Origin of the sequence: Kitasatospora sp. NBC_01560 (genome assembly GCF_045208415.1) — a bacterium.
Taxonomy (GTDB): Bacteria; Actinomycetota; Actinomycetes; order Streptomycetales; family Streptomycetaceae; genus Kitasatospora.
Genome location: NZ_CP109364.1, coordinates 449,608 through 475,498, shown reverse-complemented (window position 1 = coordinate 475,498; position 25,891 = coordinate 449,608). Strand labels below are relative to the sequence as shown.

23 protein-coding genes and 1 pseudogene are annotated in these 25,891 nt (G+C 74.3%); 12 read left to right on the top strand and 12 right to left on the bottom strand.

Going from position 1 to position 25,891, the window contains the following annotated elements; translation table 11 throughout:
* Nucleotides 1-71 precede the first annotated feature (71 nt).
* From OH807_RS01940 to OH807_RS01930, 3 genes and pseudogenes are all read right to left on the bottom strand, one after another.
* On the bottom strand, nucleotides 72-899 hold the full coding sequence (locus OH807_RS01940; protein ID WP_406210633.1) for an isocitrate lyase/phosphoenolpyruvate mutase family protein: 828 nt from the start codon (nucleotides 897-899) through the stop codon (nucleotides 72-74).
* A 380-nt stretch (nucleotides 900-1,279) separates the two neighbouring features.
* Nucleotides 1,280-4,138 carry a M4 family metallopeptidase gene (locus OH807_RS01935; RefSeq protein ID WP_406192996.1) on the bottom strand — a complete coding sequence of 953 codons (2,859 nt, stop codon included), beginning with the start codon at nucleotides 4,136-4,138 and terminating at the stop codon, nucleotides 1,280-1,282.
* 284 nt (nucleotides 4,139-4,422) lie between these two features.
* Nucleotides 4,423-4,842, bottom strand: a pseudogene (locus OH807_RS01930) (SRPBCC family protein); the annotation flags it as partial.
* Nucleotides 4,843-4,881: 39 nt separating this feature from the next.
* Here OH807_RS01930 and OH807_RS01925 point away from each other — a divergent pair.
* From OH807_RS01925 to OH807_RS01900, 6 genes are all read left to right on the top strand, one after another.
* Nucleotides 4,882-5,553: a TetR/AcrR family transcriptional regulator gene (locus OH807_RS01925; protein ID WP_406192993.1), complete on the top strand. Its 672-nt coding sequence runs from the start codon at nucleotides 4,882-4,884 to the stop codon at nucleotides 5,551-5,553.
* Between the two features lie 61 nt (nucleotides 5,554-5,614).
* On the top strand, nucleotides 5,615-5,929 hold the full coding sequence (locus OH807_RS01920) for a hypothetical protein (RefSeq protein ID WP_406192990.1): 315 nt from the start codon (nucleotides 5,615-5,617) through the stop codon (nucleotides 5,927-5,929).
* A 338-nt stretch (nucleotides 5,930-6,267) separates the two neighbouring features.
* Nucleotides 6,268-8,268 carry an ATP-binding protein gene (locus OH807_RS01915; protein WP_406192987.1) on the top strand — a complete coding sequence of 667 codons (2,001 nt, stop codon included), beginning with the start codon at nucleotides 6,268-6,270 and terminating at the stop codon, nucleotides 8,266-8,268.
* A gap of 118 nt (nucleotides 8,269-8,386) precedes the next feature.
* Nucleotides 8,387-9,859, top strand: a complete 1,473-nt coding sequence (locus OH807_RS01910) for an MFS transporter (protein WP_406192985.1) — start codon at nucleotides 8,387-8,389, stop codon at nucleotides 9,857-9,859.
* A gap of 113 nt (nucleotides 9,860-9,972) precedes the next feature.
* On the top strand, nucleotides 9,973-11,337 hold the full coding sequence (locus tag OH807_RS01905) for a carotenoid oxygenase family protein (RefSeq protein WP_406192982.1): 1,365 nt from the start codon (nucleotides 9,973-9,975) through the stop codon (nucleotides 11,335-11,337).
* A 157-nt stretch (nucleotides 11,338-11,494) separates the two neighbouring features.
* Entirely contained in the window at nucleotides 11,495-12,976 is a 1,482-nt protein-coding gene (locus OH807_RS01900; protein WP_406192979.1) for an alpha/beta fold hydrolase, read from the top strand.
* A 151-nt stretch (nucleotides 12,977-13,127) separates the two neighbouring features.
* Here the strand turns inward: OH807_RS01900 and OH807_RS01895 are convergent, their stop codons facing one another.
* From OH807_RS01895 to OH807_RS01885, 3 genes are all read right to left on the bottom strand, one after another.
* Nucleotides 13,128-13,682 (bottom strand): hypothetical protein, encoded by a 555-nt coding sequence (locus tag OH807_RS01895; protein ID WP_406192976.1) that lies wholly within the window; start codon nucleotides 13,680-13,682, stop codon nucleotides 13,128-13,130.
* 129 nt (nucleotides 13,683-13,811) lie between these two features.
* Complete coding sequence (locus OH807_RS01890; RefSeq protein WP_406192973.1) at nucleotides 13,812-15,065, bottom strand: serine hydrolase domain-containing protein; 1,254 nt, start codon at nucleotides 15,063-15,065, stop codon at nucleotides 13,812-13,814.
* 219 nt (nucleotides 15,066-15,284) lie between these two features.
* Nucleotides 15,285-15,569 (bottom strand): hypothetical protein, encoded by a 285-nt coding sequence (locus OH807_RS01885; RefSeq protein WP_406192970.1) that lies wholly within the window; start codon nucleotides 15,567-15,569, stop codon nucleotides 15,285-15,287.
* A 205-nt stretch (nucleotides 15,570-15,774) separates the two neighbouring features.
* Between OH807_RS01885 and OH807_RS01880 the strand changes: the two genes are divergently transcribed.
* Nucleotides 15,775-16,167 carry a nuclear transport factor 2 family protein gene (locus OH807_RS01880; RefSeq protein WP_406192967.1) on the top strand — a complete coding sequence of 131 codons (393 nt, stop codon included), beginning with the start codon at nucleotides 15,775-15,777 and terminating at the stop codon, nucleotides 16,165-16,167.
* A gap of 292 nt (nucleotides 16,168-16,459) precedes the next feature.
* On the opposite strand, the gene OH807_RS01875 is transcribed toward OH807_RS01880, so the two are convergent.
* Nucleotides 16,460-17,218 carry a DeoR/GlpR family DNA-binding transcription regulator gene (locus tag OH807_RS01875; RefSeq protein ID WP_406192964.1) on the bottom strand — a complete coding sequence of 253 codons (759 nt, stop codon included), beginning with the start codon at nucleotides 17,216-17,218 and terminating at the stop codon, nucleotides 16,460-16,462.
* A 49-nt stretch (nucleotides 17,219-17,267) separates the two neighbouring features.
* On the opposite strand from OH807_RS01875, the gene OH807_RS01870 reads away from it, so the two are divergent.
* Nucleotides 17,268-17,651: a DUF4406 domain-containing protein gene (locus tag OH807_RS01870; protein ID WP_406192961.1), complete on the top strand. Its 384-nt coding sequence runs from the start codon at nucleotides 17,268-17,270 to the stop codon at nucleotides 17,649-17,651.
* Nucleotides 17,648-18,325, top strand: a complete 678-nt coding sequence (locus OH807_RS01865; RefSeq protein ID WP_406192958.1) for an NUDIX domain-containing protein — start codon at nucleotides 17,648-17,650, stop codon at nucleotides 18,323-18,325. The genes OH807_RS01870 and OH807_RS01865 overlap by 4 nt, the downstream gene beginning before the upstream one ends.
* Before the next feature lie 394 nt (nucleotides 18,326-18,719).
* On the opposite strand, the gene OH807_RS01860 is transcribed toward OH807_RS01865, so the two are convergent.
* Entirely contained in the window at nucleotides 18,720-19,736 is a 1,017-nt protein-coding gene (locus OH807_RS01860; RefSeq protein ID WP_406192955.1) for a helix-turn-helix domain-containing protein, read from the bottom strand.
* 267 nt (nucleotides 19,737-20,003) lie between these two features.
* Here OH807_RS01860 and OH807_RS01855 point away from each other — a divergent pair, with 267 nt between their 5' ends.
* On the top strand, nucleotides 20,004-20,225 hold the full coding sequence (locus OH807_RS01855; RefSeq protein ID WP_406192952.1) for a hypothetical protein: 222 nt from the start codon (nucleotides 20,004-20,006) through the stop codon (nucleotides 20,223-20,225).
* Nucleotides 20,226-20,501: 276 nt separating this feature from the next.
* The gene (locus tag OH807_RS01850) at nucleotides 20,502-22,043 is read left to right on the top strand and encodes a TolB family protein (RefSeq protein ID WP_406192949.1); all 1,542 of its coding nucleotides are present in this window, start codon (nucleotides 20,502-20,504) and stop codon (nucleotides 22,041-22,043) included.
* Between the two features lie 128 nt (nucleotides 22,044-22,171).
* Here the strand turns inward: OH807_RS01850 and OH807_RS01845 are convergent, their stop codons facing one another.
* Nucleotides 22,172-22,576: a nuclear transport factor 2 family protein gene (locus tag OH807_RS01845; protein ID WP_406192946.1), complete on the bottom strand. Its 405-nt coding sequence runs from the start codon at nucleotides 22,574-22,576 to the stop codon at nucleotides 22,172-22,174.
* A 120-nt stretch (nucleotides 22,577-22,696) separates the two neighbouring features.
* Here OH807_RS01845 and OH807_RS01840 point away from each other — a divergent pair, with 120 nt between their 5' ends.
* Entirely contained in the window at nucleotides 22,697-23,152 is a 456-nt protein-coding gene (locus OH807_RS01840; protein WP_406192943.1) for a MarR family winged helix-turn-helix transcriptional regulator, read from the top strand.
* Nucleotides 23,153-23,236: 84 nt separating this feature from the next.
* Here OH807_RS01840 and OH807_RS01835 read toward each other — a convergent pair whose 3' ends face one another.
* From OH807_RS01835 to OH807_RS01825, 3 genes are all read right to left on the bottom strand, one after another.
* The gene (locus tag OH807_RS01835) at nucleotides 23,237-23,833 is read right to left on the bottom strand and encodes a choice-of-anchor C family protein (RefSeq protein ID WP_406192940.1); all 597 of its coding nucleotides are present in this window, start codon (nucleotides 23,831-23,833) and stop codon (nucleotides 23,237-23,239) included.
* A 334-nt stretch (nucleotides 23,834-24,167) separates the two neighbouring features.
* Nucleotides 24,168-24,773 (bottom strand): hypothetical protein, encoded by a 606-nt coding sequence (locus OH807_RS01830; RefSeq protein WP_406192937.1) that lies wholly within the window; start codon nucleotides 24,771-24,773, stop codon nucleotides 24,168-24,170.
* A 227-nt stretch (nucleotides 24,774-25,000) separates the two neighbouring features.
* Entirely contained in the window at nucleotides 25,001-25,621 is a 621-nt protein-coding gene (locus OH807_RS01825; protein ID WP_406192934.1) for an L-threonylcarbamoyladenylate synthase, read from the bottom strand.
* Nucleotides 25,622-25,891 lie beyond the last annotated feature (270 nt).

Sequence of the window (25,891 nt, the reverse complement as noted above, 5' to 3'; positions counted from 1 at the left end):
GGTACGACCGGCTTTCCGGTCGGTGGCGGTCCCGGCTTTCCGGCCGGTCGTCCGGCCGGTCGTACCGCGGGTTATGCGTCGAGCTTCTGCCAGTCGGCGAGCTGCTGGAGTGCGAAGATGTCGCCGACGGAGGCGATGCTGTCCTCCAGCGCGGTCGTGCCGCCGTTCTGGTAGATCGAGCGGAAGATCGTCCGCAGTGAGGAGACCGTCGCCCGCAGGCCCTGGTTGGCGTAGATCACGACGGAGACGCCGGCCGCGGTCGCCGCGTCGATGTGCCAGTCCGGGTAGGTGGTGGGGACGACCACGACCGGGAGCCGGTCCTGCCACGCGTCGAGGAAGGCGAGGACCTGCCCGTTGGTCTTCTGCTTGGAGTGCACGAGGACGGCGTCCGCCCCGGCGTCGGCGTAGGCGGCGCAGCGGGCCAGGGCCTCGTCCACGCCGAGCCCGGCGATCAGGGCCTCGGTGCGGGCGATGACGAAGAAGTCGTCGGTGGACTGCGCGTTCTTCGCCGTTGCCACCTTCCGGGCGAACGACTCGGTGTCCAGGAGGTCCTGGCCCTCGCCGACGAAGCTGTTCATCTTCGGGAACAGCTTGTCCTCGATGCAGATCGCGGTGATCCCGGCGTCCTCGAACTCGTGCACCGTGTGCGCGACGTTCATGTTGCCGCCGTAGCCCGTGTCGCAGTCCGCCACGACCGGGATCCGCAGGGCCTTCTGCATGTGGACGGCGGCTTCCAGGTACTCCGTCGCCGTGAGGATGCTGGCGTCCGGCAGGCAGCGTGCCGCGGACACCTCGAAGCTCGACGACCAGACCGCCTGGAAGCCCGCCTCCTGGGCGAGGACGGCCCCCAGGGCATCGTGCGCCCCGGCCACCCGCGCAATTCTCTCGGCGGCCAGCACGGATCGGAAAGAAGGGTAGCTCTTCCTGCTCACGCATATCCCCCTCGTGTGCGATTTGTTGACCAGGAGTCAATCACACGTCCACCTGTCGACGGGTGGCGATCAAGCGAAAGAGGAAGCGGCTCATACGAATGCAATGCTGCCGCAACGACCGGCGGCCGGTATTCATTCGTCCGCAATGTGAACCGTGACTTCTGCGGTCCAATTCGCCGATAAACGGCACTGGTTCACTCAATTCCCGTCCGTCCCGGTGGTCACCGGCGGCCCGAATGCGCGGGGAGGCCGGTGAAGGCGGCGCGGTCGTCGGTGCGGGCCCCGGGCGGCCGTCCGCCCCGGCGCCTGGAGGCGGCGCCGGGGCGGACGACGGAGCGGTGGCCGGGTCAGCAGGCGCCGGCCGGGCGGTTGCGGACCACGAGATCTCCGCGGCCCGGGGTGGCGTCCAGCCAGACCACCCGGGTGCCCTGGTCGGCGGCGGGGTGGGACTGCGTGCCCCGGTTGCAGGAGACCCGCGCAGGGGTGCCGCCGGTGACGGGCAGCTGGTACAGCTTCGGCAGCGCCGCGTTCGTCCAGCCGGTGCTCGGCCTGGCACCGCGGTGCTGGAAGGTCACGGCCCGGTCGGTGGCGGTGATCTCCATGTCGTCCGGGGTGCGGGGTGCGTCGCCGGGGACGAGGTCGACGGCGCCGGAGCCGTCCAGGGCGCCGGACCGGACGGTGACGCCGCCGGTGCGGTCGGCGGCGGCCGCCGTCCAGAGCAGCCGGCCGCCCGCGAGCACGGGGGAGGAGAGGAACGGCGCCGCGGTGCCCTGCGGGGTGCTCGTCGGGTACTGGGCGACGACCTTGCCGGTGGCGATCGAGTGGACCGTCGGCGCCTGGACGGTGGCGCCTCCGGCCGTCCAGGTCTCGATCCAGCCGAGCAGGCCGTCCTTGAGCGCGAGGTACGAGACGGCGTCCGGCGCGATGGTGTGGCCCTCGGGCAGCGGGAGTTCGACCGGCGGGGCGCCGTTGTGGGAGAGCTGGACGCGGTTGCGGCCGGTTGCGCCGTCGAGCACCACGAAGGCGATGTCCCCGCCGGATATCCGGACGCTGACGGGCGACACGCTGGAGGACTTGAAGAGGCTGCGGACCTCCCCGCCGGCGAGCGGGCGGGTCAGCACCTCCGTCCCCCAGGCGCCGGTGGCGTCGGGCCCGATCGCCAGCCAGACGGCGGCCCGGCCGTCGGTGGCGGACCAGCCGTGCATCCGGCCGTCCGCGGGGCTGAGCCGGGTGGGGGCGCCGGAGCCTGTGGTGGAGCCGGTGTACAGGGCGATGCCGCCCTGGCCGTTCGCGTCCTCGTTGCTGCCCATCACCCAGTGGCCTCCGCCGGCGGCCGGTCCGGTCGGGGCGGAGGCGCCGCGCAGCAGCGTGCGGCTGTCCGTGTCGATCCGGTTCTGCCAGCCGGCGCGGATGCCGTGGGCGTCGAACGCGCCGGCGACGGAGCGGAGTTCGGCCCGGCCGAGGTTCATCGAGCGGCCGGCGGCGAGGACGGCGTTGCGGCCGTCGACGAAGTCGTCCAGCGGGGTGAGGTACTCGGTGAGTGCGCGGTAGACCAGCCGGTCGGCGGTGAGCGGGTCGAGGGTGCGCCGGAGGTCCCAGAGCGCGCCGGAGAAGATGGTGGAGTTGAGGTGCACGCCGCCGCCGTCGAGCTCCAGCCCGGCGCCGAGGTAGTCGTCGACGGTGGTGCGGCGGTCGTCCAGCCGGCGGTTCGCGCACTCCTCGGGGGTGCCGGTGCGGCACAGTGTCTCGCCGAGCAGCGCGGCCTTCGGGTCGGTCATCGCGACGCCGTGGGCGGTGACGTCGATGGCGTTGCCGAAGTAGTCGGCGAGTGCCTCGTTCATCGCACCGGACTGCCCGGCGTACTCCAGGTTCGCGGTGTGCTGGATGACGCCGTGGGTCATCTCGTGACCGGCGACGTCGAGGGCCACGGCGAACTGGCGGTGCTCGGCATCGCCGTTGCCGTAGATCATCTTCTGCCCGTCCCAGGTGGCATTGGGGAAGGGGGCGCCGCCGTTGCTCACGTTCACCACGGAGGTGATCGGGCTGCCCTTGCCGTCCAGGCCGTCCCGGCCGAGCCGGTTGCGGTAGAAGTCGTACACGGTACCGGCGTTGACGTGGGCGTCGGTGGCACCGCTGGTGCCGGTCGAGGCCGGGAAGTCCGGCCCCGGGGAGCCGGCCGGGAGGGCGTCGGCGGGCAGTCGGCCGTACTCCCGGTAGTCCCGCCCGGCCCCGTCGTAGGTGGAGACGGTGACGGGCCGGCTGAGGTCGACGAGCCGGTAACTCCCGTCCGGCTGACGGGCGATGTTCACCGGGACGGTCCGGCCGAGGTAGTCGGGGGCGGTCCCGGTGGCCGGTTCGCCGGCGGTCGCGGCGGTGGATCCGGCGGTCGCGGCGGCGGTCGCGGCGTGCGCTGCGCCGGCCCCCGCCGCGGCAGCGCCGGGAGCGCCCGCAGTGCCTACCGAGGCACCCTCGGCCCCGACGCCCTCGGCCTGGAAGAGGCCCTGGGCGTCGTGGGCGAGGGCGACCGCGCCCCGCGTGGCGTCCACGTAGACCTCGCGGACCAGCGGGCCGCCCGCCGCGGGCCCGTCGGCGCGCACGGTGAAGTGCTGGGCGAGCCGCCCGGCGCCGCCCGGCAGGATCACCGGGCCGCGGTCCTCGGCGGTGGCCCCGGCGCGGGCGCGCGGGTCCGTGAGGGAGTCGAGTGCCAGCCTGCGCAGGGTCGCGGCCGGTACGGCGGGCGTGGTCGGAGCGGTCAGTCCGGTGAAGTACTTGCCGCCGACCGACTCGACCCGCTGGCCCGCGCCCTCGCCGGTGAGGCGGACGAGGTACTGGCCGCCGAGCACCGGCACACCGCCGTGGTACTGCTGGAACCTGACGGTGTGCCGGCCCTCGGCCGTGCGCTCGACCGCGAGCTCGGTCAGCTGCCCCGGGTCGATCCGGTACCGGTCGGGGTCGGCCGCGAGGTGGGCCCGGGCCGCGTCGCCCGGCGTGCCGGGGGCCGCCGCCGACAGCCCGGTCACCAACTGCGGGGCGGCGGTGCCCTCACCGGCCACCAGGCCGGGGACGGGATCGGGGTCGGCGGTCGGGCCCGGCGGCCCCGGTGGCGCGGCCAGGGCGGGGGACGAGGCCAGGGTGAGTGCCAGCGCCAGGCTCAGGGCGGCACCCGCGCCGAGCACCTTGGCCGTCGGACGGGAACGATGGTGCACTGCGGTCCTCCACGGGAAATCGGCAGTGGTGACAGCGCCGCGGGGGCGGCGATGTGACGATCAGTCACCCGATGCTCGATCGTGGACGCCCGGCCCGTCCAGGCTCGCGCGGGAATGTGCCGAGGGGGACGGCGACCCCTGCACACCGGCACGGCGGCCCGGCGTCCGAACGGGCACGAACCGCCCGCGGCGGCAGAAACCGCCCCCACCGGTGAACCGTCGCCGGCCGCGCCCCGTTGCCGCCCGCGGAGGTGGGGCCGTGGGGCGGCGGTAACGGCGGGCGCTCAGCGCGGCCCGGTGCGGGTGCGGGCCTCGGCGGCGGCCTTCAGCTCGCGCAGCCAGGATTCGAGGCCCGCCCGCAGGATCGCGGTCGCGGTGGGCACGTCGGCCTCGACCTGGGCGCCGGTGTGGGTCTCCTCGGTGCTCACGCGGACGCCGCCCGGGACGGCGGTGAAGTTCCACACGTGGACGCCGTCGATACGCAGTCCTTCGCCGATCGCCGGGCCGGTCCAGCGGATGCACGCGTTCGGCTCGATCTGCCGGACGGTGGAGGTGATCTCCAGGCCGGTGGCCGGGGTCGACGGGTTGGGCGGGATCGGGGTGGTCCAGCGGAACGCCGAACCCTTGCGGAAGCGGCCGTGGTCGAGCCGTTCCACGGTCTCGACGGCCGTCTGCCAGGTCGGCCACCGCTCCACATCGGTCTGCTCGGGGATGTAGCAGATGACTGCGGAAGGCGGCGGACCATGGCGACGAGCGACGCGCACACCCCGCGGGAGCGCTACCGCGCCCAGGTGCGGGCGGAGATCACCGGGCGGGCCTGGGAGCAGATCGCGACGGCAGGCGCGTCCGCGCTCTCCCTCAACGCGATCGCCAAGCAGATGGGCATGAGCGGCCCCGCGCTCTACCGCTACTTCGCCAGCCGCGACGACCTGATGACCGAGCTCGTCCGGGAGGCCTACCGCAGCCTCGCCGAGACCCTGCGCGCGGCCGCCGCCAACGGCGCCGGCCTGGCCGCGCTGGCCCACGTCCTGCGCGACTGGGCGCTGGCGGACCCGCAGCGGTACTTCCTCGTCTACGGCACCCCCGTCCCCGGCTACCAGGCACCCGCGGACATCACCGCCATCACCGCCATCTCCGCCATCTCCGCCGAGATCATGACCACCCTGCTCGACGCGTGCACGGCGCACGCTTCGGGCGATGCCGCGACACCCTTCGACGCCTACCTGGAGGGCCACCGCGGCTGGGCCGCCGGCCACCCCGCGCCGCCCGCGGCGCTGCACCGGTTCCTGGCGCTCTGGACCCGCCTGCACGGGGTGCTGTCGCTGGAGCTCGCCGGCCATTTCGCCGGCATGGACCTCGACCCGGCGCGGCTCTTCGCGGCCGAACTCGACGACCTCCTGACGCCCCGGGCCTGAAGACCCCCCGACCGGACGCACCGGCAGGTTTTGCGCAGGTGATGCGGGTCAGACTGGGGGCATGGGCGACTACGTGATCACTGTTCCCGGGACCGTCGGACGGCCGATGGACGAGCAGGCGCGCCGCGCGCTGCTCGCCGTCGTGCACGGTGCGGATCCCGAGGTGGTCGGCACCGAGGTGCCCGACCTGGATGTGCTGACCCTCGACGAACCCGAGGGGACGTTCGTGCTTCGGCTGGAGGTGGAGGCCGCCGACCGTGCGGGGGCCCGGGCGGCGGCACTGGAGCTGGCCCGGCGGGCCTTCGCGGCCGCCGGCTACGAGGCGGACGCCGTGAACGTCGGCCCGCCGGTGGTCACCGGCATCGACGTGGGCTGACCGCGCGACGGTGCCGGTGACCCCAGGCCGGCCCCACGGCGGCCGCTCCCGCCGTCCACCCCACCCGCCCCACCTACCCCACCTGCCCCGTCCGTCCTGTCCCGTCCTGTCCCGATAGGCCCGCGGCCTGCGTTTTCCCCGGTTCGGTGAATGCGCCCGCCTGATGCTTCAATCGGGTCGATCAGTGGCACGGACGGCCGCCGCTCGCTGTGACCGGGACGGCCGGGGAGCCGGACCGCCCCGCCGCACCACCCCTACCGGCGCCCGGCGCCGTGGGGCCCGGGGGAGGGGAGTCCGGTCGGAGCGGGCGGGGCCGGGACGCGGGGAGAGGAACTGACGTGGCGTCAGTGGGTGAGCGGCTCAACAGAGCGCGGGAGCGGGCCTTCATCGGGCGGGAGGAGGACGTGCAGCGCTTCCGGGCGGCCCTGTCCGGCGATCCGCTGGCACCGTTCGCCTTCTACCTGCACGGCCCGGGCGGCATCGGGAAGTCGACGCTGCTGCGCTCCCTGGCGGACCAGGCCCGCGCGGAGGGCCGGCTGCTCGTCGAACTGGACGGACGTTTCGTCGGCCGGGACCCAGCCGACTTCGAGCGCGCGGCCGCCGCCTTCCTGGACACCCCCGGCACGGTGCTGGTCGTCGACTCCTTCGAGCACTGCCAGTGGCTGGAGAGCTGGCTCTGGCAGCGCTTCCTGCCCCGCGCCGCCGACGACGCGCTGGTCGTGCTGGCGGGCCGCCTCGCGCCCCAGCCGCAGTGGACGGCCGACCCCGCCTGGGCCGCCGTCCTGCACGTGCGCGAGCTGGAGCCGTTCTCCGAGGAGCAGGCCCGCAGCCTGCTGACCACCGCTCGGCTGCCGCCCGAACTGCGTGAGCGGGTGCTCCGCTTCGCCGGCGGCAACCCGCTGGCCCTGTCCCTCGCGGCCGCCGCCGGCGAGGCGGGCTGGAGCCGGGAGGAGATCTGGGCGCCCTCGGCCGACATCCTGCGCACCCTGCTCACGGGGCTGGTCGGGGAGGTGCCGACCTCGGCCCACCGCCGAGCCCTGGAGGTCGCGGCGCAGGCGCACTCGACCTCCGAGGAACTCCTCGCCGCCGTGCTGCCCGAGGAGGACGTCCACCGGCTGTTCGCCTGGCTGCGGGAGCTGCCCTTCATGGAGTCCACCCCCCAGGGGCTCTACCCGCACGACGCCGCCCGCGAGACGCTCGCCGCCGACCTGCGCTGGCGGGCGCCCAACGCCTTCGAGACGATGCGCCAGCGCCTGGCGGACGAGTACCTGCGGCTCCTGCGCGAAGCGCCCGAGCAGCGCGGCTGGACCGTCACCGACGAGCTCTTCTACCTCTTCCGGGAGGGGAAGACCCTGGCCCGGCTGCGCACCTGGTCCCGAGAGGACGAGGTGCACGAGCGCCCGCTGACCCCGGACGACCTCGATGTCGTGCTGCGGATGACCGAGGAGACCGAGGGCCCGGCCTCCGCGGAGCTGGTGCGCTACTGGGCGCAGCGCCAGCCGCAGGCGTTCAGCGTCTACCGCCTCGTCAGCACGGGCCGGGTCGTGGCGTTCACCGCCCGCCTGGCGCTGCCCGCCCCGCCCGACGCCGAGGACGTGGCCACCGACCCCGTCGTCGCTGCCGCCTGGGCGTACACCGAGGCCGACCGGCCGGTGAGCCCCGGCGACCACATCGGCGTGAGCCGCTTCTCGGTCTACCCCGGGCGCTACCAGGTGCCCTCGCGGGTCATCGACCTGAGCAGCTCCCGCGCCCAGGCGGAGGCCGCCCGCGCCCGCGGCCGGGCCTACGGCTTCGCCGTCTACCAGGACGCCGAGACCTGGGCCGAGCGCGTCCGGGGCACCCTCACCGACACCGGGGCGCGGCCGCGGGTCGGCGCGTACACCTACGGGGTGTTCGCCGTCGACTGGCGCCGCATACCGGTGGAGACCTGGCTCGGCCACTTCATCTCGCCCCCCGACACCCCGGCCCCGTCCGGGCCCTCCGGCTTCTCGCGCTCCGCGTTCGACCAGGCCGTGCGCGAGGCCCTGCCGCACTGGCGCGACCCGGGCGCGTTCGCCGCCTGCGCCCTGCTGCGCACCCGCCTGGCCGCCGACTTCGCCGACCCCGCCGAGGAGTTGCGCGCCCTGCTGCGCCGGGCCGTCGACGACCTCGCCCGGGACCCGCGCGGAGTGCGCGCCCGCGAGGCGCTGACCGCCGGCTACTTCTCCGGTGCGCCGACCCAGGAGGCCGCCGCCCGCCGCCTGGGCCTTCCGTACGGCACCTACCGGCGCCACCTGCGCCAGGGGCTGGACCTGCTCTGCGAGGCCCTGTGGGCCCAGGAGTTGCACGGCACCCGGTAGGAGACCCGGCCCGCGCGGGCCCGGACCGGCGGGGGTGGACAGCTGCGGACAGGAGTGGACAGCACCCGCCCCCGCCGGGCCTGGAAAGTGGACACCGCCCGACACGAGTCTGTGCGTCATGAACGTTGCACGCACGCAGATCCAGCAGGAGGCACGGCCGGCCCACCGCCCGGGCGCCGCGCTCGCGGCACTCGCCGCGGCCCAGTTCACCGTCATGCTCGCCACGTCGATCGTCAACGTGGCACTGCCGCAGATCCGCGCCGGCGTCGGCCTCTCGGACGCCGGCACCACCTGGGTGGTCAACGCCTACGGCCTGGCCTTCGGGGCGCTGCTGCTGGCGGGCGGGAGGGCGGCCGACCTCCTCGGCCGCCGCCGGGTGCTGATCGCCGGTCTCGCCCTGTTCGCCGCGGCCTCGCTCGCTGCGGGAGCGGCCACCGCCCCGGGCGTGCTGATCGCCGCCCGCGCCGCCCAGGGCCTCGCCGCCGCGGCCGTCGCCCCGGCCGCGCTCGCCCTGGCGATGGACCAGTTCCCCTCCGGGCCGGGGCGCGGCCGGGCCCTGGGGGTCTGGGGCGCGGTCTCCGGAGCGGGAGGAGCGGGCGGCGTCCTGCTGGGCGGGGTGCTCACCCAGGCCTGGGGCTGGCCCTGGATCTTCCACTCGGTCGCACTCGGGACGGTGCTGGTGCTGGCCGCGGTGGCGGCGCTCGTGCCGGCGGCGCCCGGACGGCGGGAGGGGCGGTTCGACCTGCTCGGCACCACGGCCGTCACCCTCGCCCTGACCTGCCTGGTCTGGGGCCTCACCACCGCACGCGGCGCCGGCTGGACGGACGGCCGGGTGCTGGGCGCCCTCGGCTCGGCCGCCGCCCTGCTCGTGGCCTTCGCCGTGATCGAGCGCCGCCGGCCGAACGCCCTGGTACCGCCACGGCTGCTGACCACCGGCCGGGTGGCCGCGGGCAACCTGCTGATGGCGCTGCTCGGATCCGTCTGGATCGGTCTCTTCTTCTTCCTGCCGCTCTACCAGCAACAGGTCCTCGGGTCCGGGCCGCTGGCCACCGGGGCGGGACAACTCCCGCTCGCCGGTGCCAATATGCTCGGGGCGTCGCTGGCACCGCGGATCTCCCGGCGGATCGGCGCACCGGCGACCGTGATCACCGCCCTGCTCACCGAGGCCCTCGGACTCCTCTGGCTCTCCCGGATCGGCGCCCACGGGAGCTACCTCGCCGACATCCTCGGCCCGAGCATCCTGATCGGCCTGGGCCTGAGCGTCGCCTTCGTCCAGCTCACCGCACTCGCGGTGGAGGGCGTCCCGCGGGAGGACGCGGGCCTGGCCGGCGGGCTGGTGAACACCACCCGGCAGGTCGGTGGCGCGATCGGCCTCGCCGCCCTGGCCACCCTGGCCGGCTCCGTCACCGCCCGCGCGGCCACCCACCAGCCGCACCTGGAGGCGCTCACCGCCGGGTACCGGGCGGCCTTCGCGGTCTCGGCCGCCCTCCTGGCCGCCACCGCACTGCTCGCACCGGTCCTCACCCGCAGCACCGGTGCGCGACCCGCCGGCACCCCCGCCCGCCGGAGCACCGACCCGCGCACCGTGTGAACCGCCGGCCCGGCCGGGCCTCGCGCGGACCGGCGAAACCCTCTACCACCACGCACATCCACCTTCTCCCGAACACAACTGACGATCAGTCACCCCTATTGAAAGGCCCCGTCATGACCGGCTCGAAGCCCTACCTCACCGGCCACTACACCCCCGTCGTCGAGGAGGTCACCGCTACCGACCTCACCATCGAGGGCACCCTGCCCCCCGAGCTGACCGGCCGGATGCTCCGCAACGGCCACAACCCGAAGCCCGGCGTCACCCCCACGCACTGGTTCAAGGGCAGCGGCATGGTGCACGGCATCCGGCTGCGCGAGGGCCGCGCCGAGTGGTACCGCAACCGCTGGGTCCGCACCCCCGCCCTGGACGGCGCCCCGTACATGACCGAGCGCGGGCCGGACCTGACCGCCAGCCCCGCCGGCACCCACGTCATCGAGCACGGCGGCCGCCTGCTGGCCCTGTGCGAGGCGAACCTGCCCTTCGAGCTGACCCGCGAGCTGGAGACGGTCGGCGCCTACGACTTCGACGGCAAGCTGCGCGGCGTGATGACCGCGCACCCCAAGGAGGACCCGGTGACGGGGGAGCTGCACTTCTTCGGCTCCTCGCCCTTCCCGCCGTTCCTGACGTACCACGTCGCCGACGCCGAGGGCGAGCTCGTCCACAGCGCCGACGTCCCCGGCGCGACCGCCTCGCTCAAGCACGACTTCGCCATCACCCGCCGCCACGTGGTCTTCATCGAGGGCAACGTCACCTTCGACCCGTCCGAGGCCTCCGGCATCCCGTACAGCTGGAGCGAGCAGCAGCCCGCCCGCATCGGCGTGATGCCGCGCGGCACCGACGGCGCCCGGCAGGTCCGCTGGTTCTCCGTCGAGCCGGGCAACATGCTGCACGTCTCCAACGCGTACGAGGACGGCCGGGGTCGCATCGTCCTGGAGGGCCCCACCGTGGACCGCGAGGGTTTCCGGCTCTCCTGGAACTGGTGGGTCGGCGCTCCCGGTCGCGGCACCGAGCCCGCCGCCCGCTCCTACACCCGGCGCTGGGTGATCGACCTGGCCGACGGCACCGTCGACGAGCAGATCATCGACGACCTCGCGGTGGAGTTCCCCACCCTCAACGAGGCGTACCTGGGCGCCGAGAACCGCTACCAGTACGCCATCTCCTTCCCCGACGAGAAGGGCTTCGGCGGCTACGGCGTCGTCAAGTACGACCGGACCACCGGCGCCCGCCGGATCCACCGGGTCGGCGACGCCCGGCTGCCCGGCGAGGCCGTCTTCGTCCCCGCCGCCGGGGCGACCCGCGAGGACGACGGCTACCTGCTGACGGTGGTCTCCGACCTCAAGCAGGACGCCTCGCAGCTGCTGGTCATCGACGCCTCCGGCCTCGACCGGATCGCCACCGTCCACCTGCCCCACCGGGTGCCCGCCGGGATCCACGGCTCGTGGATCCCGGACAGCGCCTTCGGGGCCGACGCGGGCTGATCCCCCCACCGGCGGGGCCGGGAACGCCGGCCCCGCCCCGGCCCCGCCGCCCCGCACCCCGCTCCCCACCTTGCCCGCCCCGGCCCCGCCGGACGCGTACTCCGAACCGTGCCCCGGCCCCCGCCGGACGCGCGCCCCCGAAAGACCGAGGACCCCCATGCCGAACAACCGGAAGACCCGCCGCTGGCTCGCCGCCGGCCTCACCGTGCTGGCGGCCGCGGTCGCCGCGCCGGCGACCGCGCAGACCGAGGACGCCGACCACCGGGCCCCTGCCGCCGCCGTCGACTGGCACGCCTGCGCCGACACCGACTTCGCCCACATGCAGTGCGGATCGCTCCGGGTCCCGGTCGACTACGCGCGCCCCGGCGCCGGCAGCCTCACCCTCGCCCTGGTCCGCCGGCCGGCCGACGACCAGGCGCACCGCCGGGGCACCCTGCTCCTCAACGACGGCGCCGGCGGCTCCTCGATCGAGCAGTTGCGCCTGGCGATGCACATCCACCTGCCGCAGTTCGCCGACGACATGACCCAGAAGTTCGACCTGGTCGCGGTGGACCCGCGCGGAGTGGGGCACAGTACGCCGATCGTCTGCGGCGAACCCGCCAAGCCCGCCGGCGTGACCCACTTCCCCCAGGACCAGGCGGCGTTCGACGCCCTCGTCACCCAGAGCCGGGTCTTCGCCGACGACTGCCTGCGCCGCAACGGCCCGCTCGCCGCCCACGTCGACCTGACCAGCACCGCACGGGACTTCGAGGCGGTGCGGATCGGACTGGGCGAGCAGCAGGTGAACTGGTACGGCATCCACTACAGCACGCTCCTCGGGCGTACCTACGCCGGTCTCTACCCCGACCGGCTGCGCACCATGGTCCTCGACACCGCGCTGGACGACACCGGATCGCCGCTCTCGCGGATCACCCAGGAGGCGGCGACCGCCGAGGATGCCTTCAACCGCTTCGCCACCTGGTGCACGGCATCGACGGACTGCGCCCTGCACGGCAAGGACGTCGCGGCCGAGTACGACGCCCTCGTGGCCCGGGCCGACCGCGCTCCGATCCCGACCGGGGGGACGGCCCACCGGCCGCTGACCGGCGAGGACATCCGCGAGGCCACCCAGGACTACCTGACCCTGTCCGGCCACTCCTGGCCGGACCTGGCGAAGGCCGTCGTCAAGGCCCAGGGCGGCGAGGCGACGGACTTCACCGTCGACCCGGACAACACCCTCGACCCCGTCCAGGTCCAGGTGCCCGCCTGCCTGGACGCCGCACCCGCGGTCAGCACCTTCGCCGAGCTCGCCCGGCTGCAGAAGCAGCTCGCCGCCGTCTCCCCGCACCTGGGCGGCGCCGTCCGCTCCTACAAGGCCGTCACCGGCTGCCTCGGCTGGCCCGTCCAGGCCCGGCCCGTGAAGGCGGGCGCCCCGGTCCACGGCGCGCCGCCGGCCCTGGTCCTGCAGTCCACCCACCAGGCCCTCGCCCCCTACAGCGCGGGTGCGGCCCTGGCGGCCCAGCTGCCGGGCAGCGTCGTCCTCGGCCGGGAGGGCGACGACTACAGCATGTTCCTGGTCTCCGGGTGCGTCCGGGAGGTCACCAACCGCTACCTGACCACCCGTGCGCTGCCCGCCCCCGGCACCACCTGCACGGACTGACCACACGCCCCCCTGCTCCGGGGGCACCCTGAGCGGCTCCACGGGCCGGCCCTCCGCGCCGGCCCGTGGAGCCTCCTGCGTGACGCCCTGCCGACCTCCGCGGTCTCCGACGGCGCTCCGACGGCGCTCCGACGGGCCGGCCGCGCGTGCGTCAGGACGGACCGTCGTCGGCGCCGGCGAGGTCGAGGATCCGGCCGACCTCCTCGAAGATCTGGCCCTGGGTGTAGGCGTTGACGCTGATCAGCGAGGTCATCATGGTGGCCGTCAGCTCGGCGAGGTCGACGAGCAGGTCGAAGAACCTCGTCCGGCTCTCGGCCCAGACGCGCGCCATGATCCCGGGCGCCTCGGCGATGGCGGCCGGATCGAAGAAGGCCCGCAGCAGCGCGGGCACCTCCTCCTGCCAGGGGCCGTCCGCGCCGTCTGCGGTCCGCCGCTCCTCGGCGGCCCGGGCCAGCAGGCCCGCCATCAGCCGGTCCGGCTCGGCGCCGTGGTGCTCGGTGAACAGGCCGCTGACGGCGGCGCCGGCGAAGGCGACACCGACGGCCAGGAACGAGATGTTCTCCATGCCCCCGGCCGCGACGTCCTTGCGGGCGGTGGCGGACACGACCCGGCACACCGGGTGCTCCGAGCGTGCCGAGGCGGTGCGGCACGCGGGATCCAACGAGGCACGGAGGAGCGCGAGGACCGGGTCATCAACAGCAGGCATGGCACCATCCTGGCCCGCCCGCGTACCCGTGTCCGGCGAACCGGTAACCGGATGCTGACTTCCCGTTACGCCGCGGCTGCGGTGCGGTGCGGCCGTGGAGGTGGGGGCGGGGGGCGGTGCGGCCGTGGCTCAGCCGAAGTCGGGGATCGGGTGGTCCGGGGCGAGGGCGGCGGCGATCCGCTGGGCGATGGTGTGGGCGCTGTGGCCGCCGGGGGCGGTGGGGCTGTTGGTGGTGGAGACGGCGATGGCCAGGTGTTCGCACGGGAGGTAGTCCTGCGAGGCCGAGTAGCCGAAGAACAAGGGGTGTTGGGAGATCCAGTCGTTCAGGACGAGCACGCCCGTCCCGTAGTGGGTGGCCTCGGTCTGTGCGATGCAGACCGTCGCGGGGCACTTCCCGGTCGGCGTGCCCAGGCCCACCGTCCCCGGGTTCAGGAACTGTTGGTACGAGGACGGGGAGAGCAGCTCGCCCGAGCCGATGCCGACGGCCGAGCGGGCCAGGTCGCAGATGTCGGTGGTCTCCACCGCGCCGGGGGCGGTGGTCCACGACGGGTTCCAGAAGGTGGACTCCTCGTAGGTGCCGCGTTCGGCGGTGAACGCGTGCAGGACGGGCGTCGGGATGTCGGGGGTGAAGCTGTTGCCGGTCTCGTGCAGTCCGAGCGGGCCGGTGACCAGCTGCCGGAGCAGGACGTCCAGCCGGGTGCCGGTGATCTTCTCCAGGGCGGCGCCGAGCAGGACGAAGTTGGCGTGCGAGTAGCTCCAGTTGGTCCCCGGCTCGTACCGGAGGTCCTGACGGGTGGAGATGCCCACCAGTTCCTCGGGCGTCCACTGGCGGAACGGGTCCGCGTAGACGCTCTCGCCGAACCCGGGGCTGGTGACGTAGTCGACGAGCCCGGTGGTGGAGGCGCCGAGCATGCGCAGGGTCATCCGGTCGCCGTAGTCGTGCGGGAGGTCGGGCAGCCGGCGGCCGATGGGGTCGTCGAGGCCGGCCCTGCCCTCGTCGACCAGTCGCAGGAGCGCCGTGCCCAGGTAGCTGATCGCGATGTTGCCGTTGCGGAAGTGCATCGCGGGCTCCGCCGGGACCCCGGTCATCGACTCGCCGAGGGCGGTGGTGACGAGTTCGCGGCCGTCGACGGTGACGCGCAGGATCACGGACTTGAGGTCCAGCTCCGTCCTGGCCTGCTCGGCGATCCGCAGGACGTCCCGCGCGGGGCCGCTTTCGGGCAGGGGGGAGCTGACGCACGGCCGGTGGTTGCCGCCGGCGTCCGTCGCGCCGCCGCCGGCGTCCGTCGCGCCGCCGCCGGCGGCCGTGGCCGGAGCGCCGAGGGCGATGAGCGCCGTGACCGAGGCGAGGCACAGCAGGGAGGAGGGTCGGGTGGGTCTCATGCCCGCACTATCGGCCGCAGGCGGCCGGCGAGCGGCCCAGCCGTGGCCGACCCGCTCGGAGATTCCCCCATGGGGACTCGGACGCCCGGGGCCCGGCGCCCACGCGGTCCGGGGGCGCCCGAGACGCTCCGTGCGCCGGTGCGTCCGCCGCCCCGTCCGGGGGCGGGCCGGCCCGGCCGGGCAGCTCCCTCCGGGCCGAGGGGTCGTCCGCGCGGCGCCTCAACCGGCGTGGGCGGCGGTGGGTGTGGTGTTCCGGCAGGTGCTGCACGTGTGCCAGCGTGGTCGGGACGCCGACTCCTCGGCGTCACCGAACCGGTGCGGGGCGACGGTCATCCCGACGGTGTCCAGGCCGCACAGGGTGTGGGGAGCGCAGGCTCCCGACGCCTCCGTGACGGCGACGTGCGCGCGGCGTACCGGGTGCTCCGGGTCGGCCGGCGTGTGGTCCGGGTCAAGGAGCCGAACGTTGGTGGGGATGTCCGGATCCAGTACGACGACGATGTCCATCCCCCCAACGTGGCCGCCGGGCCGTTCCGCCGCACCCGCACGGCGGCATCCGGACCAGTCGGACCACCCGCCCGGGCCCCGCGGTCTCCCGAATGCTCCGCCGGGCAGATGAGCGTGCGCGACGCACGCATTCGATGCTAAGGTTCACGAGAAGCGTGCTCAAGGCACGCATTTCACCGGATCTCCCGTTCCGAAAGGAAGCGCCATGACCCGCACCGGCATAGCCGCCGCCCTCAACGACCTGCTGTTCGACCGCAGCCTGACCGTCGACGAGGCGGCCGACCGTCACTTCACCCCCGACTACCGGCAGCGTACCGACGGCGAGTGGGCCGACCGCGCCGGGTTCGTGGAGCACATCGCCCACCTGCGCACCATCGTCGCCGGCGGCTCCGTCGAGGTGCACGAAGAGCTCTACGACGGCGACAAGTACGCCGACCGGCACACCGCCAGCGTCACGAAGACCGACGGCTCCACAGTGCGGATGGAGGTGTACGTGTTCGGCGAGTTCGGCCCCGACGGCCGGTTCAGCCGGATCGAGGAGACCACCCTGCTGCTCCAGGGCGCCGACGCCGACCGCGGCATGGGCAGCGCACGCTGAAACCGGCGCCCCCCGCACGGAGCCGGCAGGCCCGGTGCGCGGGGGCGGCACTCTCGCGCCGGGCGCGGAACCGGCCGTGTGCCCGCGCTGTCGAAGCCCGTGCCGCCGCGTGCCCGTGCCGTCGAAGCCCGTGCCGCCGCGGCCGGTCACACCGCCCTCCGTCCGGGCCTCGTCCTCCAGGGCGCCGGCACCCCCACCGCCTGCGCGGAGCAGCCGGTGGCCGCCCGCCGCTGGTCGTTCCGGTGGGACCGACCCGGGGGAGGCCCGGTGCACCCCGACCGGCCCGCAGTCGTCAGTCGGCGGTCAGGATCTCCACGCCGAGCGCCGTGAGCTGCTCGACGACGGCGTTGTGCGGGTCGGCGTCGGTGATCAGTCCGCTGATCTTCTGCCAGGGCAGGACGCGGAACCGCGAAGCGGTGCCGATCTTCTCGGACGAGGCGAGGACGTACGTCTCCGCGGCCCGCGCGGCCAGGGCGCGCTTCATCGCGGCCTCCTCCGCGTCGCCGGTGGTGAGGCCCGCCTCGGGGTGCACGCCGGTGACGCCGATGAGGCAGAGGTCGGCGGAGACGTTCTGCGCGGCCTCGACCGCGGCCGCGCCGCAGGCGACCGCGGAGTGCTTGAAGACGCGGCCACCGAGCAGGAAGAGCTCGGCCTGCGGGTGGTCGAGCAGGGCGACGGCGACCGTCGGGCTGTGGGTGATCACGGTGCAGGCCAGATCCTGCGGGAGCGCGCGGGCGACGGCCAGGGCCGTGGTGCCGCCGTCGAGGATCACTGTGCCGCCCGGCCGCACCAGCGCGGCGGCCGCCGAGGCGACCTTCTGCTTGCCGTCGGGGGCGACGGCCTGCCGGGCGGCGTAGTCCGCCACGGCGGGGGAGGCGGGCAGTGCCCCGCCGTAGACCCGCTGGCACAGTCCCTCGGCCGCCAGGTCGCGCAGGTCGCGCCGCACGCTGTCCTCGGAGATCCCCAGTCCGGTGGCGACATCCTTGGCGACGATCTTGCCCTCGCGGGCGAGCAGATTCAGCAGGTGGTCGCGACGTTCAGCAGCCAGCATCCGTATTCTCTCCTGTTCTTGCACGTTTCTGCATGTATCGTAGCGCCCCATGACCGACAAGCCCATGCTCATCCTGATCGCCGGGCCCTACCGCTCCGGCACCGACGGCGACCCCCGGGCCATGGCCGCCAACCTCGCCCGTCTGGAAGCCGCGGCCTGGCCCGTCTTCGCCGCCGGCCACCTCCCCGTGATCGGGGAGTGGATCGCCCTGCCCGTCCTCCGGTCGGCCGGCGCGGGCCCCACCGACCCGCTCGCCGACCAGGTGCTCTACCCGACCGCCGACCGCCTCCTCGCCCACTGCGACGCCGTGTTGCGACTGCCCGGCGACTCCGCCGGAGCCGACCAGGACGTCGCGACCGCCCGCAGCCGCGGCCTGCCCGTCTACCACGACCCGGCAGAGGTCCCCCGCCGCACCCCGCAGGCGAGCGCGTGACGAACCGCCCCGGCATCGACACGCCCGACCATCGTGGCCGCACCGCCCTCGACCGGGCCGGACGCGACCTGGACCGCAACCCCGCCGTAGTGGTCCGCGACGTCGAACTCACCTCCCAGGGCTGGCACGTCCTGCGCCGCACCACCTTCGACTACCGCCGCCGCGACGGCCGCTGGGAGTCCCAGCAGCGCGAGACGTACGACCGCGGCAACGGCGCCGTCGTCCTGCCCTACGACACCGGACGCGGCACTGTCCTGCTCACCCGTCAGTTCCGCTACCCGGCCTACGTCAACGACCACCCCGACGGCATGCTCGTCGAAGCGGCCGCCGGACTGCTCGACGCGGACGACCCGCCGACCGCCGTCCGGCGCGAGAGCGCCGAGGAGCTCGGCGTCACCCTCGGTCCGCTCATCCACGTCCTCGACGCCTACATGAGCCCCGGCTCCGTCACCGAGCGCCTCCACTTCTTCGCCGCCCCGTACACCGCGGCCGACCGGACCGGGGCGGGCGGCGGACTGGAGGAGGACGGCGAGGACATCGAGGTCCTCGAACTGCCCTTCGCGGACGCCCTCGCCATGACCCGCGACGGGCGCATCGCCGACGGCAAGACCGTCCTGCTCCTCCAATGGGCAGCCCTGGACGGGCCCTTCGCCCGGGCAAGGGACGGCCGCTGACGGGCCTTCGTGGTTCGCCGCCCGGTCCGTGACCGGGTGGCTGCCGGTGCCGGCCGCGGTCTCCCGCGGGGCGGCCGGGGGCGGCCCGGCGTGCGGGGGGAGCAGCCCGCCGGGCGGTCCGGCACGCTCCCCCGTGGCGTGCCGGACCGCCCGGCCCGTCGCGACCCTCCGCGCCCGGCCGACCGGGTCGGCGCAAGGTGGGGGAGGCGTGGCGTTCGCGGCGGCGGCTCCCTGCCGAGAATGCCAGGACGACGTCCGGCCGTGTTGGCCCGGAGTCCACGGTTGCCCGGCTTTGCGTCCACTCGCCTGCTCGCCTGCTCGCCCGCGCGTCCACTCGCCTGCTCGCCTGCTCGCCCGCGCGTCCACTCGCCTGCTCGCCTGCTCGGCGGTTCGTCTACTCGCCCGTGCGTCCGGCCAGCGCCCGGTGCCGGTGCTCGACGGGGGAGAGGCCGTACGCCGTCCGGAAGGCGCGGCTGAAGCCGTCGGCGCGGGGGATGCCGCAGCGGGCCGCGACGGTGTGGATCGGCAGGGTGCGCAGCCGGGGGTCGGCCAGGTCACGGCGGGCCTTCGCCAGCCGGCGGCCGCGGATCGAGGCGGCGACCGTCTCGCCCTGCATCTGCTGGGTGTAGACGCGGTGCAGGTAGCTGACGGAGATGTGGTGCGCGGCGGCGACCACGGACGGCGAGAGCTCCGGATCGTGGAGGTTCCGGTCGATGAACGTCCGGATGCTCTCCACCAGGGCCCGCTGCCGGGCGTCCTCCGGCAGGGCGGCCTCGGCATCGAGCTCCCGGGCCAGCCAGGCGGCCACCAGGTCGACCACGATCGCACCCAGCCGGGGTGCCTCGGCGGGCCCCAGGGCTCCGGCCTGCCGGTCCAGGCCGAGGAGGAACTCCGCGAGCAGGGCGCACGAGCCCTCCCGCCCGGGGAAGCCCCGGCCCAGCAGAGTGCGCACCCGGTGGGGCGGGAGCGGCAGCAAGGACGTCGGGAAGTCCACGCCCACGGCCTGGACCTGACCCTCCTGCGGGCCCTCGGTGCGGGCGCCGAAGGCCCGCAGGTCGAACACGCGCGAGCTGTCGACCACATGCAGGTCGCCCGGTACGAACGTCCGCGTCGGGTCGGTGTCGTGCGTCAGCGCCAGGCCGCCGTCGAGGAGCAGCGTCAGGTGGTACACCCCCGGGTCCGAGCGCCGCACCATGTCCGCGGTCCGCCGGAACCGCGCGGACGGGAACGACGTCCGGAGGAAGGTTACCGGGCCCAGTTCCATCCGCCGCATCTCCGCCGTGAAGTCACCGGTCCGGGCGCAGGTCACCTCGCTGGCCCGCGACAGGGCGACCAACTCCCGCCAGTGGTCGAATCGTTCCTCCACCGGCAGGTCCTCGCTCCGGAACACACTTCCCGGTCCCGTGTCCACTCTCGTCGTCCCTTCTTCGCGTCCCGCGGGATCCCCCTCGACGGTCGGCCGAGGCGAGGCCGGCGGGGCCTGTCCCGTCCGACATCATCGGCCCTCGGGCAAACGACGGAAGCGGCGCCCCGGGGCGGCCGGCGCCGGGCGCCGTCGTCCGGATCCGCGCCTGATTCTCCCGGGCGGGGGAAGAAGGAGCGGGTCAGCTGTCGCTCCGGTCGGACGTTCCGGTGGGTCGTGTCCGGTCCGGTCCGGGAGCTGCGGCAGAGCGGTGGGATGAACGCGGAGGTGGCGACGATGGTCGGTCTGGTGCTGGTCGGCGTCCTGGTGCTGGTCGTCGCCGGGGGTGCGTGCGTGGTGTGGGCCGACCGCGGCGGGCCCCGTTGGGTCCGCGGTGTGGCGGCCGTGACGCTCGCCGCCGGTGAGCTGGTGCGCGGCTCGGAGAAGCGCCGCCGCCGGCGCCTGGACCGGAACCGGAACAGCGGCGACAGCGACTGACGTCCTGTGCCGTGGCCCGGGGAGGTGGAAGGGTGCGGAAGAAGGCGGGCTGGTTCGTCCCCGGCGGAGCCGTCTACGAGCGGACCGTCCCGCGCGTGCTCGGGTGACGGCACGGCCCTCCGCGCAGGTGACCTCCGCACGGGATACGTCTGTTGACGTATCTTCCGCCGGGATCACCCACGATGGTTGACCGTGGCGCGTCAGGGCGATTGGCTCTCCTGAGGCCCGTCGCCGGGAGGGAGCCCGGCCGGGCGATCTCTGGGGAGGACGGATTCCATGGCACGCACCACCCGTACCACCGGCGGCCGGTGGCCGGCCGGCGCCGGCAGCATTCTCGCGGTGGCCGCCGTGCTCGCGGCGACCGCGGGCCCCGCCCACGCGGGGCCCGCCCAGGCCGGCCCCGCACCGCGCGGCACCGTCCAGATCAGTGTCGGAGTGAACGGCGCGGTGCCGGACAGCCAGTCGTGGAGCAAGGGGATCAGCGCCGACGGACGCTACGCCCTGTTCACCTCCTGGGCCACGAACCTGGTGTCCCAGCCCGCGAAGAGCGCGCGCGACGCCTACGTCCGCGACCTGAGGAGCGGCCGCACCGAGCGGGTCAACCTGGCCGACGACGGCAGCGCGCTGGACGGCTTCACCGACTACGTCGCGATCAACGCCGACGGCCGTTACGTCGCCTTCGACAGCAACGCCGTGGGCGTGGTGCCCGGCGTGCAGGTCCAGGGGCGTGACGAGGTGTACGTCCGCGACCGGCGGACCGGCCGCACCGAGCTGGTCAGCGGCGCGGCGGCCAGTACCGACGCCGACCGGTTCCATTCCTCGTACGCCCCCTCGATCAGTGCGAACGGCCGCTACGTGGCCTTCGTGTCCAGCCGGACCGACCTCGTCCCGGGCCCCGAGGGTGATGAGCCCTCGCTGGCCAGGCCGTACACCTGGGACTACAACATCTACGTCACCGACCGGTGGACGGGGAAGACCCGCCTGGTGACCCGCGGGGTGGACGGCAAGCCGGGCGACAGCATGTCCCTCAATCCGACGATCAGTGCCGACGGCCGCACCGTCGGCTTCACCTCCTTCGCCGGCAACCTGCTGCCGGCCGAGCAGACCCCCGCGCCTGCCGCCAAGACTGCCGCGGGCGCCGATGTGGAGCCGGCCCCGGGTGCCGCCGCCGCCCTGCCGCGCAGCGCGCGGGAGAGTCTGTCCAGGCCGACGACCGGCGCGTACTACACGTACGACGTGGAGTCCGGCCGGATCTCCGCGGCGAGCCTGGACCTCGCCGGCAGTCTCGGCTACGCGAGCTTCGACGCGACGATCAGTCCGGACGGGCGGCGCGCGATCTACGCCCTGCCCGAGCCCGGCGGGTCGACGAACGGCCACCGCTACCACACCGTGCTGTACGTCCGGGACCTCAGGAAGGGCACCGTGACGAAGGTCAGCGGGGGCCTGCCCGGCACCGAATCGGTCGGCTCCTCCGACCACGGCCGGATCACCGCCGACAACCGCTGGGTCTACTTCTCCTCCGAGGCCGACAACCTGGTGGCGGGGCCGCAGCACCCGGGCTGGGACGTCTACCGCCACGACCTGCGCACCGGCCGCACGGAGCGGGTCGCCACCGCGCCGGACGGCTCGCTCGGCAACGGGTCCTCGATCGAGCCGGTCGTGGACGCCGACGGTGACACGGTGGTGTTCGGCTCGACCAGCGGCAACCTGGTCACCGGCGCCGGGACGGGCGGCCCGGCGGGCACCGACTACCAGGTCTTCGCCCGGACGGCCGGGCACCACGGTGACGGCAACGGCCGGGGCCACCACGACGACTGACGGGTGATGGGCCCGCCGGCCCCGGCCCCCTCCCGACCTCGGCCCCCTCCCGACCTCGGCCCCCTCCCGCCCCGGCCCTGCTGCCGCGCGGGCGGGGTGCGGGGCGGGGTCGGGCACGGGGCCGGTGTTCAGCGGGCGCTGCCGAGGTTGCGGTCGGCGGGGGTGCCTTCGAGCATGAGGGTGGTCTCCTCGATGCGGCGGAAGCGGCCGTCGGGGGCGTACTCGGCGAAGACGTAGACCTCGATGCGGACGGTGGAGCCGTCGGTCTTGACGATCTCCATGGTGTGGCGGTCGGCGTAGCGGTCGCCGTCGGTGAGTTCGTCGTGGACGTCGACGGAGCCGGTGGCGACGACGGTGCGCAGGTGGGCGATGTGGGCGAGGAACTCTGTGCGGTCGGCCCACTCGCCGTCGGTGCGCTGGCGGTAGTCGGGGGCGAAGTGCCGGTCGGCGGCCTCGGTGAGGTCGAGCCCGGGGGTGAGGAGCAGGTCGGTCAGGGCGGTGCGGATGTCGCTGCGAACGGCGTTGCGGTTCATGGGATGTCCTCCGGTTGCGTGCGGGAGTGACCCGCTGCGGACCCTGCTGTAGATGCGTGCCTTGAGCACGCTTCTGACGATAGCAGAGGAAGCGTGCGCCGCGCACGCTAATCTGGAGGGGTGAACGACTCGACAGGACACGACATCGCCTACGCCCTCGGACTGCTCCTGCGTCGGAGCACCCGCGAACGCCTCTACACCCGGCTGACCGAGGGGCTGGGCGAGGCGGTCGACGACCTCACCTACCCCGTCCTCAGCGGCCTGGCCCGGACCGGCCCGTGCAGCGCCGCCGACCTGGGGCGGGAGATCGGACTCGACCGCACCACCGTCACCCGCCGCGCCGACCGCCTGGAGACGGCGGGCCTCCTGCGGCGCCAGCCCGACCCGGCCGACGGCCGCGCCACCCTGCTCGCCCTCACCGGCGACGGCCAGGACATGGTGGCCCTCTCCCGGGAGCGGCTCGCCGCCGGCATCGAGGACTCGCTCAGCGGCTGGCCGCAGGCCGACGCCCAGGCCTTCGCGCGCCTGCTGCGCCGCTTCGTCGAGGAGGGCCCCTTCGGCGCCGACCGGGACTGACCCGGTCGGCGCCGGACCGCGCGGCCGCCGGGTGGCCCGGCCGGGCGGCGCTTTCCCGCGCGCCCGGCCGGCTCGGCGTGCCCGTCAGCCGTTGCCGCAGGGCGGGCACGGTGCGCAGGCCTGGATCCGGACGTCGTCGACGACCGGACCGTACGCGCTGTTGGGCGTCGTGCTGGTGAAGCCGATGGTGGTGGCCGTACCGGTGGCCCGGAAGGTGAACTGCCGGCCGACGTATCCCATGTTCGTGAACGTCTTGCCGGTGGTGTTGAAGGAGAAGTCCTGGAAGTCCTGACCGTCGATGAGGGCGCTGCCGGTCTTCAGGGCCGGGCCGCCGGGGTTTCCGGCCAGGGCGTAGCTGACGGTGTACGTCGTGCCGGGGACGGTGGTGAAGGTCTGGGCCACCGCGCCGGCGTTGGAGCCGTTGAGATCGACGGACTGGTCCCCCTCGGCCGCCTGCCAGAATCCGGCGCCGATCAGGTCGACGCTCCCCGCCGTCACCCGCCACGGCCCGATGGTCTGACCTGCGGGCAGGTCGATGAAGCTGTTGACCGTCGCCCTCGGGTTCTCGAAGCTCCCGTCGTCGAAGCGGCTGACGGTCTGCGCCGAGGCCGTGGCACCGGCGCCGATTCCGGTGAGCAGGGCAGAGGTGGCGGCGATGACACAGATGCGCTTGGCAAACATGGTTTCCCCTCCGGATTGGTGGCGTCGCACCGGAATGGTGCGGCCACGAATAAGATAGGGGGATTCGAGAGTCGGAAAAAGGCCTCGAAAGAAAGACATCTCATCGCATCTATTGCACTGCTCGTGCTCGCCCGGAATTCCCAACCTCCGTGCGGGCCACGGCCGAACGAGCTGCACGCGCCGACCGTTCCGGCCGGAGTCCCGGCCCGAGCTCCGAGACCGGTCCGACCGTCGCGCGAGGCGCCGGGCCCGTGAAGTCCGGGCCCGTGAAGTCCGGGCCTGTGAAGTCCGGGCCTGTGAAGTCGGGGCCGACGGTGCCGGCCCGCGACCGGGCTCAGTGGCCGCCCTTGGGTTCGGCGCAGCCGCCGTCCAGGTAGTAGCCGTGCGCCGCCACCGACAGCTGCCCGTTGCCGGGCCGGCCCTCGATGCACGGGCCGGCGCCGGGGACCTCCAGCACGAAACCGGCCGCCGGGCTGCCGTTCGCGGTCACCCGGAACGCCTCCTTCGCATAGCCGAGGGACTCCAGGGTCGTCTGCAGGTCGGTCGCAGCCCCGGCCTTCCGGGCGCCCAGGGCGGCGCGGATCCGGGCGGCGTGGGCGTCACCCCGGCACCGGGCGGGCGCGGTCAGCGGTACGGTCTGCTTGTAGGCGTGATTCTCGGCGTACTTGCCGGAGTCCGGGTCCGGCGGGACGGAGGCGGACGCGGACGGGCTCGGCGTCCCGGTGGCGGTGGCGCACCCCTTCCCGACCTCCGGGTAGCGCCGGTCGTGCTCCGCGAGGGCCTGCCGTGCCGACTCCTCGGCGGCCTGCCGGGCCTGATCCGCCTGCGAGGACCGGCTCGCCTCCGTGCTCGGGCCGGGGTCGGCGGTGTGCACGCTGCCGCAGCCGGCCGCGGTGGCCAGCAGGAGGGTGGCGGTAGCCGTAAGAAGGCCGCGCTTCATGGGGGGCTCCAGTGCTGTCGATGACTGATCGTCAGCAATCATCGCCCGCCGGATCCGGCCCTGTCCCGACGATCCGTACTCGCATACGAATTACCGGGCGGTGGTACCCGGCCGGACCGGCCCCCGGCCCCTGCGCGTGGCCACCGGACGACTCACGGGGAGACCGGGCGGACCGGTCACCCGGTCCGCCGTGGGCACTGCCCGGAGCCGGGCGGTGGGCCGAGTGGTCACTCGAAACGCGACGGGTCACCGGCCCCGCGTCGGACGATCTCCGCCGTGCCGCTGGAGAAGTCGACGACCGTCGTCGGCTCCGTCCCGCAGTCGCCGGAATCCACCACGGCGTCCAGCACGTGGTCGAGCCGCTCCTTGATCTCCCACCCCTGGGTCATCGGTTCGTCCTCGCCGGGGAGGAGCAGGGTGCTGGAGACGAGGGGCTCGCCGAGTTCGGCGAGCAGGGCCTGCGTCACGACGTGGTCGGGGATCCTGACCCCCACCGTCTTCTTCTTCGGGTGCATCAGACGCCGCGGCACCTCCTTGGTGGCGGGGAGGATGAAGGTGTAGTTGCCCGGCGTCGCCGCCTTGACGGCGCGGAAGACGGCGTTGTCGATGTGGACGAACTGCCCCAACTGGGAGAAGTTCTCGCACATCAGGGTGAAGTGGTGGCGGTCGTCGAGCCGCCGGATCGACCGGATCCGTTCGAGGCCCTCGTGGTTGCCGATCTGGCAGCCGAGGGCGAAACAGGAGTCGGTCGGGTACGCGATGAGGGCCCCGGAACGGAGGCTGTCCGCCACGGTGCCGATGGTGCGGGCCTGGGGGGTCTGCGGGTGCACGTCGAAGTACTTCGCCATTGGCCGACCCTACGGGATCCGCCCGGCCGACCGGGACCCGACCTGCGGGGGAGTCCGGCCTCCCCCGGAGGGGCCGGTCGGCCCGCCATGTGGACGAAGGCGCGCGCGTCGCGGGTGGCTGACTAGGGTGCCGTCCGGCTTCGAGGCCGAGGGAAGGCGCTCGACCGCCACGATCGGCCTGCCGGAAACGGCGGCCGTCACCGGCCGGCCTTCCCGCACTCGGGACCGGCCCGCGACCGGCGGGCCGCCCGTCCCTGCTCATCTCCCGGG

What these genes read in the sequence shown, in the direction of transcription:
- OH807_RS01890 (WP_406192973.1), bottom strand. Translation starts at nt 15,065, where the DNA reads ATGAGACCCACCCGACCCTCCTCCCTGCTGTGCCTCGCCTCGGTCACG.
- OH807_RS01870 (WP_406192961.1), top strand. Translation starts at nt 17,268, where the DNA reads ATGACCGACAAGCCCATGCTCATCCTGATCGCCGGGCCCTACCGCTCC.
- OH807_RS01835 (WP_406192940.1), bottom strand. Translation starts at nt 23,833, where the DNA reads ATGTTTGCCAAGCGCATCTGTGTCATCGCCGCCACCTCTGCCCTGCTC.
- OH807_RS01830 (WP_406192937.1), bottom strand. Translation starts at nt 24,773, where the DNA reads ATGAAGCGCGGCCTTCTTACGGCTACCGCCACCCTCCTGCTGGCCACC.
- OH807_RS01880 (WP_406192967.1), top strand. Translation starts at nt 15,775, where the DNA reads ATGACCCGCACCGGCATAGCCGCCGCCCTCAACGACCTGCTGTTCGAC.
- OH807_RS01910 (WP_406192985.1), top strand. Translation starts at nt 8,387, where the DNA reads ATGAACGTTGCACGCACGCAGATCCAGCAGGAGGCACGGCCGGCCCAC.
- OH807_RS01925 (WP_406192993.1), top strand. Translation starts at nt 4,882, where the DNA reads ATGGCGACGAGCGACGCGCACACCCCGCGGGAGCGCTACCGCGCCCAG.
- OH807_RS01825 (WP_406192934.1), bottom strand. Translation starts at nt 25,621, where the DNA reads ATGGCGAAGTACTTCGACGTGCACCCGCAGACCCCCCAGGCCCGCACC.
- OH807_RS01905 (WP_406192982.1), top strand. Translation starts at nt 9,973, where the DNA reads ATGACCGGCTCGAAGCCCTACCTCACCGGCCACTACACCCCCGTCGTC.
- OH807_RS01920 (WP_406192990.1), top strand. Translation starts at nt 5,615, where the DNA reads ATGGGCGACTACGTGATCACTGTTCCCGGGACCGTCGGACGGCCGATG.
- OH807_RS01875 (WP_406192964.1), bottom strand. Translation starts at nt 17,218, where the DNA reads ATGCTGGCTGCTGAACGTCGCGACCACCTGCTGAATCTGCTCGCCCGC.
- OH807_RS01845 (WP_406192946.1), bottom strand. Translation starts at nt 22,576, where the DNA reads ATGAACCGCAACGCCGTTCGCAGCGACATCCGCACCGCCCTGACCGAC.
- OH807_RS01895 (WP_406192976.1), bottom strand. Translation starts at nt 13,682, where the DNA reads ATGCCTGCTGTTGATGACCCGGTCCTCGCGCTCCTCCGTGCCTCGTTG.
- OH807_RS01885 (WP_406192970.1), bottom strand. Translation starts at nt 15,569, where the DNA reads ATGGACATCGTCGTCGTACTGGATCCGGACATCCCCACCAACGTTCGG.
- OH807_RS01850 (WP_406192949.1), top strand. Translation starts at nt 20,502, where the DNA reads ATGGCACGCACCACCCGTACCACCGGCGGCCGGTGGCCGGCCGGCGCC.
- OH807_RS01900 (WP_406192979.1), top strand. Translation starts at nt 11,495, where the DNA reads ATGCCGAACAACCGGAAGACCCGCCGCTGGCTCGCCGCCGGCCTCACC.
- OH807_RS01855 (WP_406192952.1), top strand. Translation starts at nt 20,004, where the DNA reads ATGAACGCGGAGGTGGCGACGATGGTCGGTCTGGTGCTGGTCGGCGTC.